Annotated in this window: 20 protein-coding genes; 15 read left to right on the forward strand and 5 right to left on the reverse strand. The window is 37.7% G+C overall.

Annotated features, from left to right (window positions below):
• Positions 1–82: 82 nt before the first annotated feature.
• The 4 genes from ACWF5P_RS10135 to ACWF5P_RS10150 all read left to right on the forward strand — a co-directional run bounded on the left by ACWF5P_RS10135 (position 83) and on the right by ACWF5P_RS10150 (position 2,542).
• Complete coding sequence (locus ACWF5P_RS10135; RefSeq protein ID WP_101221650.1) at positions 83–502, forward strand: RrF2 family transcriptional regulator; 420 nt, start codon at positions 83–85, stop codon at positions 500–502.
• 100 nt (positions 503–602) lie between these two features.
• Complete coding sequence (locus ACWF5P_RS10140) at positions 603–986, forward strand: IDEAL domain-containing protein (RefSeq protein ID WP_434169271.1); 384 nt, start codon at positions 603–605, stop codon at positions 984–986.
• 51 nt (positions 987–1,037) lie between these two features.
• The gene (trxA, locus tag ACWF5P_RS10145) at positions 1,038–1,352 is read left to right on the forward strand and encodes a thioredoxin (protein WP_434169272.1); all 315 of its coding nucleotides are present in this window, start codon (positions 1,038–1,040) and stop codon (positions 1,350–1,352) included.
• A 68-nt stretch (positions 1,353–1,420) separates the two neighbouring features.
• On the forward strand, positions 1,421–2,542 hold the full coding sequence (locus ACWF5P_RS10150) for an NADH-dependent flavin oxidoreductase (RefSeq protein ID WP_434169273.1): 1,122 nt from the start codon (positions 1,421–1,423) through the stop codon (positions 2,540–2,542).
• A 946-nt stretch (positions 2,543–3,488) separates the two neighbouring features.
• Here ACWF5P_RS10150 and ACWF5P_RS10155 read toward each other — a convergent pair.
• A complete protein-coding gene (locus tag ACWF5P_RS10155) occupies positions 3,489–3,887 on the reverse strand; it encodes a DoxX family protein (RefSeq protein ID WP_101221655.1) in 399 nt (132 codons plus the stop codon).
• A gap of 463 nt (positions 3,888–4,350) precedes the next feature.
• Positions 4,351–4,737 carry a DUF4183 domain-containing protein gene (locus tag ACWF5P_RS10160; protein WP_434169274.1) on the reverse strand — a complete coding sequence of 129 codons (387 nt, stop codon included), beginning with the start codon at positions 4,735–4,737 and terminating at the stop codon, positions 4,351–4,353.
• A gap of 136 nt (positions 4,738–4,873) precedes the next feature.
• Here ACWF5P_RS10160 and ACWF5P_RS10165 point away from each other — a divergent pair, with 136 nt between their 5' ends.
• Positions 4,874–5,254, forward strand: a complete 381-nt coding sequence (locus tag ACWF5P_RS10165) for a DUF4183 domain-containing protein (RefSeq protein ID WP_101222215.1) — start codon at positions 4,874–4,876, stop codon at positions 5,252–5,254.
• Between the two features lie 184 nt (positions 5,255–5,438).
• Here ACWF5P_RS10165 and ACWF5P_RS10170 read toward each other — a convergent pair whose 3' ends face one another.
• Entirely contained in the window at positions 5,439–5,612 is a 174-nt protein-coding gene (locus tag ACWF5P_RS10170; protein WP_101221656.1) for an aspartyl-phosphate phosphatase Spo0E family protein, read from the reverse strand.
• Positions 5,613–5,868: 256 nt separating this feature from the next.
• On the opposite strand from ACWF5P_RS10170, the gene ACWF5P_RS10175 reads away from it, so the two are divergent.
• The 8 genes from ACWF5P_RS10175 (at position 5,869) to ACWF5P_RS10210 (ending at position 14,322) form a co-directional block, all read left to right on the forward strand.
• Positions 5,869–6,576, forward strand: a complete 708-nt coding sequence (locus tag ACWF5P_RS10175; protein ID WP_434169275.1) for a cytochrome c biogenesis protein CcdA — start codon at positions 5,869–5,871, stop codon at positions 6,574–6,576.
• Positions 6,577–6,987: 411 nt separating this feature from the next.
• Complete coding sequence (locus ACWF5P_RS10180; RefSeq protein WP_101221658.1) at positions 6,988–7,464, forward strand: CcdC family protein; 477 nt, start codon at positions 6,988–6,990, stop codon at positions 7,462–7,464.
• Between the two features lie 155 nt (positions 7,465–7,619).
• On the forward strand, positions 7,620–8,675 hold the full coding sequence (locus tag ACWF5P_RS10185) for a YeeE/YedE thiosulfate transporter family protein (RefSeq protein WP_434169276.1): 1,056 nt from the start codon (positions 7,620–7,622) through the stop codon (positions 8,673–8,675).
• Positions 8,676–8,715: 40 nt separating this feature from the next.
• The gene (locus tag ACWF5P_RS10190) at positions 8,716–8,943 is read left to right on the forward strand and encodes a sulfurtransferase TusA family protein (RefSeq protein WP_048685981.1); all 228 of its coding nucleotides are present in this window, start codon (positions 8,716–8,718) and stop codon (positions 8,941–8,943) included.
• 128 nt (positions 8,944–9,071) lie between these two features.
• Entirely contained in the window at positions 9,072–9,377 is a 306-nt protein-coding gene (locus ACWF5P_RS10195) for a DUF3219 family protein (protein ID WP_101221659.1), read from the forward strand.
• Between the two features lie 80 nt (positions 9,378–9,457).
• The gene (locus tag ACWF5P_RS10200) at positions 9,458–9,886 is read left to right on the forward strand and encodes a DUF2621 domain-containing protein (protein ID WP_137018029.1); all 429 of its coding nucleotides are present in this window, start codon (positions 9,458–9,460) and stop codon (positions 9,884–9,886) included.
• 162 nt (positions 9,887–10,048) lie between these two features.
• Positions 10,049–11,194, forward strand: coding sequence for an exonuclease SbcCD subunit D C-terminal domain-containing protein (locus ACWF5P_RS10205; protein WP_434169279.1), 1,146 nt, complete (start codon positions 10,049–10,051; stop codon positions 11,192–11,194).
• Complete coding sequence (locus tag ACWF5P_RS10210; RefSeq protein WP_434169280.1) at positions 11,191–14,322, forward strand: AAA family ATPase; 3,132 nt, start codon at positions 11,191–11,193, stop codon at positions 14,320–14,322. The genes ACWF5P_RS10205 and ACWF5P_RS10210 overlap by 4 nt, the downstream gene beginning before the upstream one ends.
• Before the next feature lie 63 nt (positions 14,323–14,385).
• On the opposite strand, the gene ACWF5P_RS10215 is transcribed toward ACWF5P_RS10210, so the two are convergent.
• On the reverse strand, positions 14,386–14,793 hold the full coding sequence (locus ACWF5P_RS10215; RefSeq protein WP_101221663.1) for an Hsp20 family protein: 408 nt from the start codon (positions 14,791–14,793) through the stop codon (positions 14,386–14,388).
• 771 nt (positions 14,794–15,564) lie between these two features.
• Positions 15,565–16,929 (reverse strand): citrate:proton symporter, encoded by a 1,365-nt coding sequence (locus ACWF5P_RS10220; RefSeq protein WP_402942134.1) that lies wholly within the window; start codon positions 16,927–16,929, stop codon positions 15,565–15,567.
• Between the two features lie 936 nt (positions 16,930–17,865).
• On the opposite strand from ACWF5P_RS10220, the gene ttdA reads away from it, so the two are divergent.
• The gene (gene ttdA, locus ACWF5P_RS10225; protein WP_230176523.1) at positions 17,866–18,777 is read left to right on the forward strand and encodes a L(+)-tartrate dehydratase subunit alpha; all 912 of its coding nucleotides are present in this window, start codon (positions 17,866–17,868) and stop codon (positions 18,775–18,777) included.
• On the forward strand, positions 18,774–19,385 hold the full coding sequence (gene ttdB / locus ACWF5P_RS10230) for a L(+)-tartrate dehydratase subunit beta (protein ID WP_101221665.1): 612 nt from the start codon (positions 18,774–18,776) through the stop codon (positions 19,383–19,385). Before ttdA ends, ttdB begins: the two co-directional genes overlap by 4 nt.
• Positions 19,386–19,516 lie beyond the last annotated feature (131 nt).

Raw genomic sequence — 19,516 nt, forward strand, 5'->3', positions numbered from 1 at the left:
GAACTCTGTTGAGTTTTTTGAGTTGACTTTACCAACTGTAAACATTAAAATTACAGTAATCTCCTTGAGGAGGATGCGAAAAGTGAATAGTGATTTTACAATAGCTGTGCATAGTTTGGTCTATTTAGCTTATCTACCAGATCATATGGCAAGCAGTGAGTCTATCGCAGAAAACGTTTGTACAAACTCGGCAAGGATTCGGAAAATGATGAGCTGCTTAAGAAAAAAGGGATTTGTTAAAACGAAAGAAGGTGTGGGCGGAGGTTATATTCTAGACTGTAATCCTGAAGAGGTAAGTTTGGCAGATATTTATATAACGGTCTCACATGGAACCTTGAAACCGAAATGGTGTACAGGCGATCCGGAGAAAAAATGTGTCATATCCTCCAATACCCAGGTAGTCATGGATCAAATATTCGATGAAGCAGAATTGTATTTTGAAAAATATTTGGAAGATATAACTCTCAGCACTTTTTTGGAAAAAATTAAACAATGTCCGTGATATTGATTTAGTTTTTTCTTTGTACAAAATGTATATTTTATTAATACAGTTAATAACTATAGTTTTAATATTAAATGAATATAAAAGGGGTGTTAAGGAAATGGTTGAAAACAATCTGTTCAAAAATGGGGATTGGGTACAGGGAAAATCAAGAGATGGAGAACTTATCCATGGTTTCGTTGAAAACGTGAGCGATAATCGTGAAATTGTTAAAGTGAATGTGGTGGAAAGTGACAATGAAAAAGCGGTTGGGAAATCTATTTGGATTCCAAGTAGATGGACTGAAAAGCTGCCGGATCTAGAAATCAGTAACGAAACACATCTTTTGGCCTTAATTGATTTGGCTTTACTTTCTAAAGATGAAACATGGTTCATGGAGTTATCCGGTAAATTGGAATCCATCAAAATCCATCCGAAAATGAATGCCAGGAAATCAGAGGCTTTTATCCCGGGAAATAGAATCGCAAAACTTGATTTTAAATAGATGGTGAGTAAAGACCATAAATATTTCGGATAATACAAGGAGGAAATGATCATGACAATAGAACATGTTACAGATGATAATTTTGCTAGTGAAATCAAGGAAGGTTTGGTATTGGTTGATTTTTGGGCACCGTGGTGCGGTCCGTGCAAAATGATTGCCCCAGTTCTTAATGAAATCGATGAGGAAATGGGTGATCAGGTTAAGATCGTAAAACTTAATGTGGATGAAAATTCAAATACGACAAGCGAATATGGAGTGATGGGAATTCCAGCACTTATTCTATTTAAAGATGGAGATAAGGTAGATCAAGCTATTGGCTTCCAGCCAAAAGAAGCCATTTCGGCATTAATTGCAAAGTATGCATGATATTTAAATTAGTTTGCGGATTTGATTTATTATACAAACCAGTGGGTTACAAAATGGAGGATTACTAAATGAATTCTAAATATACACCATTATTTGAATCATTCAATTTAGGAAAGGGAATAGAATTGAAAAATCGATTGGTGATGGCACCTATGACAAATTTCTCTTCTAATTCTGACGGTACCGTTACCGACGCAGAAGTTAATTATTATGAACGCCGGTCAAGCGGTGTAGGCATGGTTATAACGGCTTGTACTTACGTGACGGCTAATGGAAAAGGTTTTCATGGGGAATTTGGCGGAGATAAGGATGAATTGATACCTAGTCTAAATCGATTGGCATCAGCGATTAAAGCGAAAGGGGCAAAGGCAATTCTCCAGATTTTTCATGGCGGCCGAGAGGTTCCACCGGAATTAGTAGATGGTGATGTAGTCAGCGCAAGCAATATCCCGTCGGAAGGCGAAGGGAAAGCAGTTCCGCGTCCACTTTCTGAAAAGGAAATAGAATCGATCATTCTCGACTTTGGTGAAACCACCCGACGTGCCATTGAAGCGGGATTTGACGGTGTAGAAATTCACGGTGCTAATGGGTACTTGCTTCAGCAATTCTTTTCTCCTCATTCAAACCGTCGTGAAGACAAGTGGGGCGGTTCCCTTGAAAAGCGCCTGACTTTTCCATTATCGGTTGTGGACGAAGTGAAAAAGGCTGTTGCTGAACATGCAAAGGATCCCTTCATCGTTGGATATCGTTTTTCACCGGAGGAGCCGGAAACTCCAGGAATAACCATGGATGATACACTTGCATTGATTGATGGACTTGTAACAAAGGATTTGGATTATCTTCATGTTTCATTAATGGAATTCTGGTCGAAAGCAAGACGGGGAGCCGACGTTGACCGACCTCGGATAGAAATTATAAAAGAACGTATCGGAGATCAAGTTCCCGTCATTGGAGTTGGTTCCATCTATACAGCGGATGATGCGATTAAAGCACTGCAATCCGGGATTCCGTTAATCGCATTAGGCCGTGAAATCATAATCGATCCTGAATGGGTACAAAAAGTGGAGCAAGGCAGGGAAGCAGAAATCGTGACAAAAATAAACAAAGATAATCAGTTGCAACTAGATATTCCAGATCCATTATGGCAAGCGATCATCCACTCTCCAGGATGGTTCCCAGGGGTAGAATAAGTAAAAAATGCATTCTGGTTTTCAATAACCCCGGATAAGGATAAAAGTGTTCCTTATCAGGGGTTTTTATGTTTATGGAGATACCACTTAAGTGAATTTCAAATTGAATCCTTAAACTGAGTACTCTTTTTCTAAGCTGTTTCGGAAAATAAAACAGGGGAAAGATTTAGAATTTTCATTGACTAGAAATTAAGTCTCGACGGCAGATGCATTCGGAAATTTTGGTGAGGAAAGGGGCTTTCTTTACGGAACGCTTGAAAAGGTTAGGAAGGACGTTAGGTAACACCAGAAGAGCAACCATTAATTAATGGTTGCTCTTCTGGTGTTACCTTCTTTTTAACAGAATAGCTAATATCAAAGATATTTGCAGAGAAATGATAAGTAAAAGAGACAATATAAAATGTTCATCTAAAGAAGCATCATAGCTAAAGATAAAAAATAAAATCACTGATATTATTAGAATGCAAATGAAATTAATAATGACTTGCCTCATGGGCCCCCCATTCTAACAACAGATTAATAACACCCGGAGATAAAAGAACATGAGGTTATGATCATTCTCATTATTACTGTACTCTATTTTTCCTGATTATGAGTCTTGGTTTTTAGACATGATATTTCAAATTAGGAACAATTGTTTGGAGGAACATAAAGAATAGGATTCGAATTTAATGGCATTATTCCAACTCATTTGTAAAAATTACTGTACAGCAGTGATTTCACAGGTAGTTTGCATTTCAATATTGAAACCATCTTATTTAAATATGGGACAACCTATGTTCCTATTTCCTCAACACAATAATCGAAGTATCCATTACTCGATTTTTAAGCTTTGATAACCAAGATAAAAATTTCTGAGCAATTGGGAAAAAGAAAAAACACGGAGTGGATTAAACCCACTCCGTGTTATCCGTAATGTAGGGATTTAGCAAACCCACCGATTTCCTTAAAATAGAAAGGAATCAAGTGAGTATGGACCAGCTCCCGTTAACGCTATGCCAATCGCCACTGCAAGGATGGCAAGATTATATTCATAACCGTTTTGAGTTGCCCAATAGCCATTTGCTCCATGGACTTTAACGATCGCAACGAGCATTGTAAGTGCAATTAATATACCTGCAAAGGGTGTAAAGAGACCTAATGCAAACAAAGCTCCGCCAATAAGCTCTGATAGACCAGCAAATAGGGCCATGGTAACTCCTGGCTTCATGCCAATAGAATCAAACCAGCCTCCTGTACCTTTCAAGCCATGACCGCCAAACCAACCAAATAATTTTTGTGCCCCATGACCTACAAACGATAAACCGATAACTACACGTATAACTAATAAGCCTATACCAATCATTTATGATTCCTCCTGGAATTTAATTTGAATTTAGATATCTTTAATTCGAGATTTGTGATTTTAAAAAAAGATGTTATCTCGAATTAATTTATCTTTAATTAAAGATAATCTTATTTTAGTGATTTGTCAAACATAATTTTATCTCTTATGGCTTATTTCAACAGGAGGGTTTTTGGAAAACAGATGAACTTTGCCTGGAGCAAAACAATAAGTCAGAACCGTAACACATTCCTTTTTCCTACTGTAGGTTAGCTTCAGTTTGAATTTCATAGTCGCAATTAAGGTCTTCAAACGGATACCCTACTGCTATATCTATCTTACTCGTAAATTTCACACTTTTACTCGTGAGGTTTGCTCATTTACTCGTAAGTTTTATACTTTTACTCGTGAATTCCGCGCAATTACCTGTAAATTACTCAATTTTCCTCATGATCAGTATATTGAAATTCAATTTCAATTTTATTTAATTTAGGAATCGTTTAGGAACAGGCCGCTCATTTAAATAATGAACATTTGCAAAATGATTGGTGTACTGGATATCAATCGTATTCAATTTAAGTTTTCCTTTTTCAACGGTGTAATTATCGTGGGGCTGCAATACACCATTTATGAATAAATTCATATAGGATACATTTGATGGATCAAGTATTACCTGATTGTCTATGTCAGCTATTCCGTCTTTTTCTTCATAAATCCGTTGGCACCCATTTGCAATAGCGTAAAATTCATAAGAAATGATTCTTTTTGGGATCCTCGAGCGAACTTCGTTGGGAGAGCACTTAGGGAAAAACAACAAAGGTCTCGGGATAGCTGTATCTTCTTTAATGAAACGGAAATATTTACTTTGCATTTCTAAAACTCTCCCCTTTTCTTATCTCCTTATACATTTTATCTAAAGTACAGATTATCGTGAGGACCATTTCTGAAAATTGTCTATATAATTCCTTTTGCAAAGTCATAGCATGGAGAGAAGAGAGGTGAATATTTTGCCGTTAAAAATAATGAAATTAGCGATAGCGGCTACCTCGGTGATCAATGTGAATCCATTGGTCACCCGATTATTTTATGAGGTGCCTGCCGCATCGACTGGTCCAACCACGCTTTCAATTGATCCAGCAAGCTTTTTCTCGGATACTGGTGACCCTGCGACTGTACTGCCTGTATTAAGTACTGAAAACAGTTCATATGAGGTGTTTATTAATGGGGTGCTGCAAATGGAGGATTTAACAACGTACACACCAGGTGCCACTGGGGTAGGAAGTCTTGTGATCACTGTTCCGGACGGTTCTTCCATCTTAGCTGGATCTCCTATCGTTCTTGTTGTGACAAACTATGCACCGACATCCGATGTTGATATTGCTACATGATTTTTAAGCATTATTTTAAATGAAAAAACAGGAAAACAGGCAGCGCCCATAGTGCTTGCCTGTTTTTTAATATAGCAAATGTCATGCCTATGTATTCAAATTGTGAAAGAATGAAAAAGGGGAGATTGACAGCAAAATAAATCATATAATAATATATGTGGTTATCAATGGGAGAGGTACTGGGTTAAAAATTTGTACCTGTTTTATAAAAAAGTTCATTATATTTATTTAATAATTGATCAAGTTGCTGGCTGTATTCAACGGCAACATTTGAGTTCAAACCATCTTTAGCGACAATCTTGATAAGTTCATTTCTCTTCAATTCAATCTGTTCGAGAAATTCATTCTTTTTAGCCATTATATTTCCTTTCTGGCCCAACATTTTTTCATGGTACCATTAATTTATGTGTTCGTTGTAAAATCTGTATGAATATAACAATTATATCGGCTTGGACTAATGAATTCAAATAAGTTATCTTATTGAAAATTAAACCGTCGCCCCATTCTGTTTTTAGGCAATTGGCTGTCATGAAATATTCACAGTTCCATAAATGTATTTTTTTATCTTATTTGTTACAATGTTTATAGGTTGACATACATAGGAGTGAGCTTATTTGAATGATATTAATATGTTTTTAGCATTTGGGGCGGGATTCCTGAGTTTTATTTCGCCATGCTGCTTACCGTTATATCCGGCCTTTTTATCTTATATCACTGGTATGAGTGTTGGTGAAATCAAATCCGAGAACGCCATGCTCCAAAGAAGGAGCATGCTGCATACCTTATTCTTCCTGCTTGGGTTTTCTCTGGTTTTTATCGCAATAGGTTTTAGCACATCATACCTAGGTTCTTTTTTCGCGGATTACAAAGAATTAATTCGTCAGATTGGCGCCATCCTGATAATCATTTTTGGTTTATTCATTGTAGGAATCTTTCAGCCGAAATCTTTGATGAAAGACAGCCGCTTTGAATTCAAGAACCGACCTAGCGGATATATAGGTTCCATTCTTATCGGACTGGCCTTTGCCGCTGGATGGACCCCTTGTGCAGGTCCGCTATTAGGCGCTGTCATTTCACTGGGTGCAACAAATCCTAGTGCCGCCATGAGCTATATGACTGCCTATATTTTAGGATTTGCCATACCGTTTTTCATATTATCCTTCTTTGTCGGAAAATTGAAATGGATCAAAAAGTACAGCCAATACATCATGAAGATTGGCGGATATTTAATGATTGTAATGGGTGTGATTTTGTTTTTTGATTGGATGACCAAAATAATTGCAGTCCTGTCTAGACTATTCGGTGGCTTCACGGGTTTTTAGTCCATAATAAGTTATTTTTTCAATATTCTAGTTGATTGCCTGCTATTAGGTCTTATGGTATCAATTTCGTTTATTTTGGGTCTAAGGTCATTCACTGAATTGTCGGTATAAAAATTAAATCCTGACCTAAGAAATTAAAAAGGAATTTCATGCCGCAAAGGTTATAATAAGCTCTGCTATAGGTGGTCAGCAAAAATATGGTTATCGAAGGCTATAGTAAGCCAGGGTGCAAGATTTTTTTCTTCAAGCCTTTGGACGAAGGCGGGGCATTGGAAGCATCAAAAGGTAGCTTATTCAATAACACCTCCTTGTTTATCTCAAATAGGTAATATATACTTTGTTTATAAATTGAAGTCATATATAATTTTTAATGGTACTTACCTATTTTTAGTTTAAAGGGATGGTTAAGAGATGATATATATATCAACAGGTATAGCGATCGTGATGGCTATAGGTGTTTTCATATTACGGATGAAGGAAACGAAAAAACCAGTGAATGAAAAGAAAATCATCTTACCGCCGCTGTTTATGAGTACGGGTGCTTTAATGTTTATTTTCCCGATGTTCCGTGTGACTCGATACGAATTGCTGGAGGCTATTGTTGCAGGGATGTTATTTTCCATCTTATTGATTAAAACATCTAAATTTGAAGTAAGAGATGAAAAAATTTATATTCTGCGCTCTAAAGCGTTCATATTCATATTGATTGGTCTCATGGTGATTCGACTGGTGGCAAAACTGATGCTTGGAAGCACGATTGAAATCGGTGTATTGAGCGGAATGTTTTTCTTACTTGCTTTCGCGATGATCGTTCCGTGGAGAATTGCCATGCTTTACCAATATAAAAAAGTTAAAGCAGCCAGTTTCGGCAGAAGCAGTATGGTGTGATAATCAAAAAAACCTGAGTCGATATTCATGATGACTCGGGTTTTTCATTTGCCTGGAACTTTTCATGAGTAAAAAAAAATCCAAAAACCTAGTAATTTCATCCGGATTATATTATATTAGTATTATTATTAGTTTACTTAAGGAGGAAACGGTACATGTTACAAATGATTGTGTTCGGGATTATTTGTGGTTTATTGCTTGGATTTGTGCTTCAAAGAGGCCGTTTCTGTGTTGTTGGTGCATATCGTGATTTGATTTTAGCTAAAGATGGACGGATGTTTTTGGCTACATTTGTTGTTATAGCGATACAAAGTATTGGTGTTTATGCATTGAATGATACAGGGGTCATTCAGTTTGGAAATGATGGTTTTCCATGGTTGGGAACAATCGTGGGTGGCTTTATTTTTGGTATTGGTATGGTTCTGGCAGGAGGTTGCGCCACTGGAACATGGTATCGTGCCGGAGAGGGCATGATCGGAAGTTGGGTTGCCCTTTTTGGATATATGCTAGGGGCAGCAATGACGAAATATGGTATATGGAAAGTGGCTGGAGATAATCTATTATCATATCGTACAAATGATACGTATATTCATGAAACGTTAAATGTTTCGCCTTGGGTGCTTGTGATTATTGTGACACTCTTGGTTGGCATATTGGTGATTCGTGAATTGAGAAAGCCGAAACTGCCTATTTTTAAAATGAAGCCGAAAAAGACGGGATTGGCCCACATCTTATTCGAGAAACGTTGGCATCCTTTTGTTACAGCATTATTGGTTGGCCTTATTGCAATCATGGCATGGCCGCTAAGTGCAATGACAGGCCGAATGTTCGGACTGGGCATTACAGCGCCTTCCGCGAACATTTTAACTTTCCTTATAACCGGAGATGATGCGTTAATCGATTGGGGTACGTTTTTAGTATTGGGCATTTTCCTTGGTGCTTTCATTGCAGCCAAAGGGAGCGGGGAATTCCGTTGGCGTTTGCCTGATATGAAAACGTTACGTAACAATGCAATTGGCGGTGTAACCATGGGATTCGGCGCAAGTGTTGCCGGAGGATGCACAATCGGAAATGGACTGGTGAACTCGGCGTTATTTGCTTGGCAAGGTTGGATCGCGATTGTCTTTTTCCTGCTGGGTACATGGGTAGCAACTTATTTCACGATTATCCGTAAGCAAAAGCAGAAAGCTGCTGCATCCAAAGCGGCTTAAGATACGAGCCGAAAATTTTTGAGCAAGGAGTGGAATATAATTGGCAAAGGTATTGGAAACGACTGGGATGGTATGTCCATTCCCTTTAGTGGAAGCGAAAGAAGCGATAGTGGACATGGCAAAAGGAGAGGAATTGATCATTAATTTCGATTGCACACAAGCAACGGAGAGCATTCCCCGTTGGGCTGCTACCGAAGGTCATGAAATCACGGAGTTTGAGCAAATCGATGATGCTAAATGGAGAATAATCGTCAAAAAGGGAAAGTAAATTGATTGGAAAAAAACGTGCGCGGGTTTCCTGTGCACGTTTTTTCATTTTTTCAAGGTTGAATGATTGGCGCTGAAAGCTCCTAGTGATAACATGTCTTTAACCACTTTATTAAGGAGATGTTGATAATGGTAGACGAGGTCATTTTAAACGATGTTCCAATTCATGTTACTGATTTTCATGCTGAAAATGTAAAGGATTCTGAAGGTAAGGAAATCAGGAAAATCAGTTTTAACTTTAAGGTTACACATAGTGAATATCATGATATTACAACATTGCTTTATCAAATGGTATTTGATATAAAGATTCCACAGTCAAACGAGGAGTTCCGTGCAGAGATCTTTAACTATGCAACTTCGGTCACGAATCTATATGAAGAAAATGCGGTGGGGGATTTTTCGCTTGTCTTGCTGGAAGTGAACGGTCAAGAATGATTGCATTGCCAGTCTTGTAAAGATATGGGTTACTGTCTATAATAATAGTGACGATCATTCTATACATATGAGGTGGTACTTTGCTTAGCGGATGGTTTTTATGGTTTATTCTATTTTGGGTAGCCCTTTTAATTATATTGATGAGCATAGGTGGCTTTTTCATGTTTCGAAAGTTCCTGAAAAGATTTCCCAAAGAAGATGGGAAATCCGATATGGATTGGGAAGAATACTATTTGGAACAAACAAAGCACTTATGGTCAAAGCAGCAAAAGGAATTACTAGAAGATTTAGTGAGCCCTGTGCCAGAACTTTTTCGTGATGTTGCACGACATAAAATCGCAGGGAAAATCGGAGAGTTGGCGTTAAAGGAAAAAGCGGGCGATATTACGGAAGATTTAGTGATACGCGGCTATATCATTGCCACACCAAAACGTGATCATAAATTTTTACAAAAAAAATTAGCTGAAAGAAAGGTGAATATGGGTCCATATGAACACTTATTCAGCTAATGATGAAAAAAGCAGACTCTTTTGGAGTTTGCTTTTTTTATTCTGAATAATTCAAAAGAATGGTGCGGTGTGGTAAAAATTAGAACGTCTGTACCCAAACCATGCTATTCGTAAAATTTTTGATATAATAATAGTAAGTAAAAATTAGGACGGAGTGAAACTATGAAATTTATCCATACGGCTGATTGGCATTTAGGGAAAATCGTTCACGGGGTACATATGACAGATGACCAAAGGCATGCGCTCTTGCAATTCATAGAAATTGTCGAAGAGGAAAAACCGGATGCGGTTGTGATCGCCGGTGATCTATATGATCGTTCCGTTCCGCCGACTGAAGCGGTGGAGCTGCTTGATGAAATCCTTTATACGATTAATGTGAAAATGAATACACCGATCGTTGCGATATCGGGAAACCATGATTCTGCGGAAAGACTGGCATTCGGTTCATCATGGTATCGTCATAGCCAGTTATACATTCATGGGAAATTGACAAAAACATGTGAGCCGGTTCGCATCAAGGGAGTGAACTTTTATTGTGTTCCATATGCAGAACCCGGGACGGTTCGCCATCTTTTTGAAGATGATAGTATCCATTCCCATCAAGAAGCTATGAAGCGGATAACCGGAAAGATTGCTGAGAATTTCAATAAGGATGAGCCGAATGTCTTCGTAGGACATGCTTTTGTATTAGGCGGAAAAACGAGCGATTCGGAAAGGATCTTGTCGGTAGGTGGTTCTGGCTGTGTTTCATCCGACTTATTCGATGCGTTCGATTATACGGCACTTGGGCATTTACATAGTCCAGACGCGATACGTCATCCTAAGGTGTTTTACTCTGGATCACTATTAAAATATTCTTTTTCCGAGGCCAAGCAGAATAAGTCGCTTTCGATCGTCGATATGCAAGAAGATGGAAGCTTTGATATTCGCTATCGTTCTTTGGCACCCAAGTTCGATATGAGGGAAATATCCGGATCGATGGAAGAGTTGCTTGATCCCGTTTTTTATCAATCGCAAAAAAAGGATGACTATTTAAAAATAACACTAAATGATGAGGGGGCACTCATCGATCCCATAAATCGCTTGCGCCAGATTTATCCGAACGTACTACATCTAGAACGTAAATGGGATTTGACCGACCTTAGGAGAAAAAATTCCTTCTCTTCAGTAAAAGATGAACGGAAATCGGAATTGGACCTGTTCGAGACGTTTTATCAAGAAATGACAGATCGGGCCTTTGATTCCAAAAAGCAGGATTTGATGGTTTCGGTAATTGAAGCTGTTAAGAAAGAGGAGGCTTTGAAATGAGACCGGATATTTTAACGATGCAGGCATTCGGACCATATGCAGGAAGGGAAACCATTGATTTTAATTCCCTAGGAGAACGGACCATGTTTGTCATTTCTGGAAAGACAGGCGCAGGGAAAACAACGATATTTGATGGGATTAGTTTTGCGATATATGGTAAAGCCAGCGGTGAAGATCGCAGCGGGCAAGATTTGCGAAGTCAGTTTGCAGAAGATGATATGTTGACGGAAGTTTCATTACAATTTACCCTGCGAGGAAAAACGTATTTGGTGACCCGGTCGCCGCAGCAGGAACGCAAGAAAAAAGCAGGTGAAGGAACAACAACGGTTGGAGCAAAGGCTGAGTTATATGAGATATTGGCCGAAGGAAAAAAATTGCTGGGTGCAAATGTACGAGAAGTTGAAGAAAAAATAAAAGTACTCATTGGACTTGATGCGAATCAATTTCGGCAAATCCTGATGATTCCTCAAAATGAATTCCGAAAACTGTTAACTTCCGACAGCAAGGATAAGGAACAGATTCTTCAGAAATTATTTCATACTGAACTTTATAAACGAATAGAAGAAAAGTTAAAAGAAGAGGCTTCGATCCTAAGAAAGCAAAGTGAAAAAAGTGCTCAGCGGAGAATCGAATTAATGAAAGGCATCCAGCCTGGCAATCATGAAAAATTGCAGGCGCAATTACAAGGGGAAGAGCCTAATGAACAGCAGGTCTTGCCCTTGTTACAGGAAGTCATTTTGCAAGCAACAGAAAAAAATGAGTATATAAATAAACAAATACAGGAAAAGCAAAAAGCCCGTGATCAAGTAAATCAAGAACTTTCAAAAGCTGTCGATTTATTAAATCGATTTTCGGAAAAAGAAACACTGCGAAAAGAAAAGGAAAACCTTGAAGCAAAGCTGCCAGAAATGGAACTAGTGAAAGTCCAAATAAAAATGGCACACAAAGCGGCATCGCTTGAAAAGCAGGAACAATACTATTTGCGTATCGGCAAACAAGTACAAGATGCTAGTACCGAACTTCAAAAGTTAAGTGAGCAATCCGAGAAGTTACGGGCTGAGCGCATTGAGAAGCAGGATTCCTATGATAAGGAAATGTTGAAGGGAAATGAAAGAGAGCAGGCAGTCCGAACTGTTCATCAGCTTGAGCAGGTAAAAGAGGCTGTCAGGACTTTTGCAAGCTTAAAAGCACAGGTTACTTTAGACGAAAAAGAGTGGCAAACGAGTAAACGACTTCGTGAAAAAACTGTTTCGGAACATCTGGCGATTGAAGCGGAAGCAGAGAAAGTCGCTCAAGAAAAAACAGAAGCGGAAAAAGCAGCTGCCCTTTATCGTGATCAGGAAATTGAAGCAGAAAGAACTAATTCTTCGTTATCGAAAATTAAAAAGCTTCAAGAAGTTCTTAATGAAATAACTAATACGAAACGGGTTCTGGATGAAAAGAATATTCGGTTCCATGAGTTACAAAGAATACAAACTCAGGAGAAGGAAAAACTGGAAACCCTGAATCGGAACTGGAGATCAGGCCAAGCGGGTATGCTTGCCTCCATGCTGCACTCAGGAGAAAATTGTCCTGTTTGCGGTTCGCAAAGCCATCCAAAACCTGCGCAAATGCATGAGCATATGCCGACGGATTTGGAACTGAAAGAGCAAGAAAACAAGCTGAAATCTGCGGAACAACAAAAAAGCCAAGCGGAAAGTGAATATTATCAAGCGAAATCCAAATATGATGCACTGGCAGAGTCTTCACAAGAAAAGCTTTGTGACTTACAAAATGACTTGCCGGAGTTTAGGTTTGAGGATATTGAAGAGCATTTGACACAGTTTGTACAAAAAGGCAAAGTGCTGCAAGAGCAGCTAAAAGAATTGATGCGGAAAAAGTCTGTATTCAATGATCTGGAAAAAAGGTTACTTGATTTAAAAGACCAGGCAACCCAGCTAAAGGAGAATCTGATCTCTTTAGAAAGAAAAGAGGACGAAGGGAAAACCAGGTATATTGAAAACTCTACAAAACTAACAGGATTAACCGATTCCCTGCCTGACGGAATAAGGACAGAGGAAGAATATAATGCTGTTTATCAAATGGCTGTAAAAACACAGAAACGCTTACAATCGGCCTTGGAAGATGCACAAAAAAACCTTCAACTGGTGAAGGAAAGAGAATCGGCCATCATTGCAAAAACAGAATCCTTAAGTGGAAATATAGAGGCTTTCAAGACAGAATTGAAAGAGGAGCGGGAAAAGTTAATTACGGAAATGACCAATCAGGGCTTTTCCAATTATAAAGAATATACGGCAGCAAAAAAATCGGAAGCTGCTCTTGGAAATTTGGAAGATCAAGTTCAGCAGTATAATCAAAATTGGCAAAGTGTTTTAAGTCTGTTTCATGACTTGGAAATGAAATTAAAAGATGTGACCAAACCGGATCTTGAAGGATTGAAAAAGACTTTCGATTTCATAGATGGAGAATTGGAGTCTTTACGCCTAAATCAGAATGAGTTGCAGGCTGAAAAACGGACTAACGAAGAAATCGATAGGAAATTGGCGCAAATCAGGGAAGAACAGAAAAGTTTGGATGAAAGGTACAGTATCGTCGGTCATCTGTCTGAGATTTCCAAAGGTCAAAACTCCTTCAAAATAACTTTTGAACGTTATGTATTGGCAGCCTTTTTAGATGATATCCTAAAAGAAGCCAATTCAAGGCTGCTGAAAATGACAAGCGGAAGATATCAGTTATTGCGAAAGCTTGATCCTACACGCAGGAATATCCAGAGCGGTCTGGAGTTATCTGTGTATGATCAATATACAGGACAAGAGAGGCATGTCAAAACCCTTTCGGGAGGAGAGAGCTTTAAGGCTTCCCTTGCACTTGCCTTGGGTCTTGCGGATGTTGTCCAGCAGAATGCTGGCGGAATTTCACTTGAAACGATGTTCATCGATGAAGGTTTCGGTACGCTCGACCCTGAATCTCTTGATCATGCAATTGAAGCATTAATGGATATACAAAGCACCGGGAGATTGGTCGGGATAATATCCCATGTCCCGGAATTGAAAGAAAGAATCGATGCCCAGCTTCAAGTCATTTCGACACAAAAAGGAAGTCGGACGTCCTTTTATTTTGCTGGGTAATCAACAAAAAAGAATGGCTAAGGGGAGTTCCCCAGGCCATTCTTTTTATTTTTAATGAACGGACTACTCAATGTTAATATCTTCTGCTGTTTTTCCGGGGGAAAACTTATGGATGCGAATCACCAAGATCGGATTCGAGAATTCAGCGGTAATTCTGCGTGAGCAAATCGAAAAGGGGAAAGGGATTTTTCTCTGTGTGGGTAGTTTATCTTCTTTTTTATCAAGAAATGGCTTATGAGTATCGTCAACGATGATCGATAGCTCATTATCACTTAGGCATACTTTAATATCTTTCACATCATGATCTTCCAAAACTGCTTCCACCATATACTCATCGTCACTTTCGTATATATCAATTGAAAAAAGTTGATGATCCAACGCACAAGTTTCCGGATCCAGAAAAAAACTTTTTACCCATTCATCAAACTTTTCAACCTCATTCATTTGCGATCCATGTTGATTGTCTTGCATGTTGATACCCCCGGTTTTCCTTTGAGGTATTATATGTTGGGGCATGAGGAATGGTGAATGAAAAAGTGAAATTGATGATGATAATAAGTTCTCCGAAAACGTGGTTGGAAAAAATGAAAAAGCCACCCAATGCAAAGGAACGATGGGTATGTGGGTATAAAGGAGAATCAAAAAGTAGAAGGAATTCAATAAAAAAGTGATGACCAATTTTAATTGAGTTGGTAATTTTTTTATAAAGAATCAAGTTGATCGATCATGCTATTAAAGTTAATACAACTACAAATTTCATATTAAATGTATTTTTTATATAATTCACCAAAAATAATAACGATTCTGAAGATACTCGATCTGTTTCCTCTTAAGCAAACTATGTTATAAATTCAGCAGAACCGTATATTTCTGAAATCCCACTGTTCACTTTTGGAATTTATCAAGTTGAAACTTAGTTTATTATGGATTCACTAGATATATAGTTAGAATGTAATGCTAATGGCAAAAAAATCAACGAAATCCTTCCTGTAAATAGTAATCTAGTGATTCGCGTCGTAACTTTTAGGGGAATTTTGCTTTGAAAAAAGGATTACACAAATTAGTCCTGACTAATTTGTGTAATCCTTTTACATCTTTTCAATAAACAAGCCTTATATTCAGTAGCAGTGACAAGATTTTGAAAGAATGCTTTTATTCTTGTGTATGTACATTCTGCGTATATTTGTGTTGCAGTGAAATGGAAGATATTTGTTTCAATCAAGCTCTTATAAGGACTTTTTTCTATATCGGCAATGCCCCGGTTAATGTATAAACAACTAGGTATATAAGTATGATGGGCCAAGCATAAATTACATACTTTATTTGAAAGTCTATAAAGTTTGTCTCCGTAGAATCAACTAACATATATAGAGCTGGAATAACTGGTGAAATTAGACGGAATGCTTGTCCCACCATGGAAGCTACAGCTGCTTCGCTAGCAGAAATTCCATATTGGCCCATAACATCTGACATAACGCCGGCAATCCCAAAATAGAAAGCATCTTGCGGTAAAAATGTAATTGCAGGTGCTGCAATTAATGCGTAGATTGGTGCCATATTTGAGCCTAGTGATTCTGGGATCATAGCTGTAATAGATGTTGCTAAAGCGGTTGACATCCCGCTACCTGTTAAAACGCCAGAGAAAACCCCGGCAGCCAAGGTTGCCAAAGCTGGTGCTAAAGCATCTGCCGCTAAGTCATCAATTCGTTTATTAATAAGACTTGTAGACTTATAGTTTACCGTAAGGGCAATTGCTGCACCTATACCAAATAAAACACCGCCATGTGCAACATCCATCACAAGCATAACTAAAATAGCTAGCGTTAAAATCAAATTAAAAGCATATAGTTTAGGTCGCTTTAATTCAGGATCTTTTAGACGAATAGCGTTTAACATACTTTCCAATTGCTCTGGAGAAATATCTTTAGCTGTCTTAGGATCAAAGTTTAAGCGTTTTCTTTCTTTTATTCCGATAAAATAAGCCATAAAAATTGCAAATACTTCAGCAACTAGCATTCCTGGCAATAAATCTTTAAACAATTCGCTAATACTTACACCCATTGCTGTGCTTGCAGCAATTGTTGGGCCTCCCCATGGTAACTGATTAAAAATTCCAATAGGGGTAACGATAATTACTGCTAAATAAATTAGCTTAATATTCATTTGTTTATAAAGTTGAAGGAAAGCAGCAACACAAATGATAATAGTTGTAGTAGTATCACCATTCATAGTGACTACTGTCGCAGTTAAAACGGTTGCCATTGTAACTTTCAATGGGTCCCCTTTTGCTTTTTTTATAAAGAATTCACATAAAGGGTCAAACAAACCGACATTAAGCATTAAACCAAAATACAACACCGCAAATAAGATAACGATAGCAGGTGAAATAACCCCAGTAGAAACCTTTCCTGTTTCTTCATCTACACTAAATAAAATACCTTCTTTAATCCATTCAAACAGATCCAAAAAGGAAGCGCCCGTTACAAAGGTTGCAATTGCTCCAAAGACAAATGGAATAATTGTTAATGCCCCGAAAACAGATAATTTATTTTTTGAGAGAAGTACAATGAATACAATGATCATTAATAATGCTAGGAATGTTAACATACAAACCAGCTCCCGTATAAAGTATGAACCTAAGTTTTTTGTAATTTTAAATAGTTAAGTATATGACTACGAAATTAAGCTTTGAATATATTTATCTTTTATCCAGAACCTTATCAGAAGGGCCAACTTTAAATGAGGTTCTAGGTTCTTTTTCATTTATTTGATGAAACTAACTCGCTAGCAATGGAAGCGTATACAAAAATGTTCATCACTTATGATAATACGAAAAAACAAATCGTGGATGTAGGAGAATACATTGGTAGGGCAATGTTATTAAACGTTCTCTTTTTTTACGTACACCCCCATTTCTTTAATCTTTGAGTGACAGGACTTTTTTCTAAAATCTAAGTTCTCCAGATTAAGAATGATTACAAATGGAAATTTTGTTTAAAAGCGCAACCAATAATATCACTCCTTGTATTTCTAAATTTGATTGTATGTTAATGTATACGTTAATGTCAACTAAATTTTTAGAATATTCAACCTTTTTAATATGAGATTTATAAAATAATGTAGAAAATACATAATATATTGGAGAAGTTACGTTTTTACCCGGAAATTAATTTTAATAATATGAAATAAAAACATTGACTTTAATGTATACGTTATTTAATAATTAGCTCATAAGATATTTACATTACTCTGGTTCACATGCAAGAGATGTGAATAGTGGTAGGAGAGCTAGCAATGAAGGAAAAACCTTTTTTCGCATCTATCCCTGATGAAGAAATTTGATTCCTCCCTTTGAGGTTGTGGGTATATCGAAAATGGGCATATGGTGGATGCTAAGGGATTTAGAAAAGCTTTACTTAGCAATTGATATAGCTGGAGCCGGAGTTTTGATGTCGGAATATTCTTACATTGAGCTTTGAAGACAGTTACCGATTTTCTTCTCTTTCTACACAAAATATTAAAGATAAAAAAAGGAGAGTTATTATGAGTGTTATTATGGAAAAGTTACAGCAAAAAGAAAAGATGACTGATTTGATGGCAAGGTTTGTCTCCCTTGTCAGCTACAAACTTCCCGATGATGTGGAAAATAAACTGAAAGAACTAAGTGAAGAGGAAGATAATAAGCTTGCAAAAATCATTTACAAAACCATGTTTGATAATCAAAAGCTGGCTTATGAGTTAAAGAGACCTTCATGTCAGGATACAGGTGTTCTCCAGTTTTTTGTTAAGTGCGGACAGAACTTCCCCCTGATTGGACAGTTAGATAGTATTCTGAGGGATAGTGTGTATAAGTCAACTCAAGAAACTCCATTGCGACACAATTCTGTAGAAACATTTGATGAGTACAATACAGGAAAGAACATCGGTGACGGTTCACCAAGCATCTTCTGGGAAATTGCAGAAGACAGTGATAAAGTGGAAATCTATACTTATATGGCAGGAGGAGGTTGTACCCTTCCTGGAGTCGCGACGGTTCTAATGCCGGGTGAAGGCTATGAAGGTGTGGTAAAGTTTGTTCTCGATCGGATGACTAGTTATGGAATTAATGCCTGTCCTCCACTTCTTGTTGGTGTAGGCGTTGGTACTTCTGTAGAAACAGCAGCTATGAACTCTAAAAAAGCTCTTATGAGACCTGTTGGAAGTCGTAATGAAAATGAAAATGCTGCTAAGATGGAAAAGCTTCTTGAAGATGGAATTAACGCAATTGGCCTTGGACCTCAGGGGCTTAAGGGATCTAAATCTGTCATGGGTGTAAATGTTGTGAATACGGCAAGGCATCCTTCTACTATTGGTGTGGCAATTAATACAGGGTGCTGGTCCCATAGAAGAGGAAAGATCACCTTTGACAGTAATTTGAACTATGAAATTAGTACTCACGAGGGGGTAACACTATGAGTAAAAAAGTATTAACCACACCTATAAAAGATGAGGATCTTAAGGACATAAGAATTGGAGACATTATCTACCTATCAGGTACACTGGTTACTTGCAGAGATGTTGCCCACAGGAGACTTATAGAAGAGAAGATCCCTTTACCTGTAGATCTTAAGGGCAAAGCCATATTTCACGCAGGTCCCATTGTTAGAGATCTTGGAAAGGAACAGTACGAAATTGTTTCTATTGGTCCAACAACGAGTATGAGAATGGAAAAATTCGAAAAGGAATTTATCGAAGAAACAGGTGTTAAACTTATTGTTGGAAAAGGTGGAATGGGGAAGAACACTGAAGAAGGATGCAAGAATCATAAAGCGCTGCATCTCGTCTATCCAGCCGGAAATGCAGTTTATGCGGCAACAAAGGTTGAACAGATCAGAGAAGTACACTGGAAAGACCTTGGGATGCCAGAATCTCTTTGGGTATGTGAAGTGAATGAGTTCGGTCCTCTTATCGTTTCCATTGATACAGAAGGAAATAACATCTTTGAAGAAAATAAGGTGGAGTTCAATAAAAAGAAGGAAGAACAATATGAGTTAATCAGTAAACAAGTAAGATTCATCAAGTAAGTTATGGAGTAAAAATCTATCATTATTAATAAATTAAGGCTGTAGAGATTTCACAGAAATCAACTACAGCCTTTTTTAATATTATGGAATTTCCATAATGGGTTAGTTTATGATGATAAACCAAATATCAA

It is taken from the genome of Peribacillus sp. NPDC055009 (assembly GCF_053608705.1).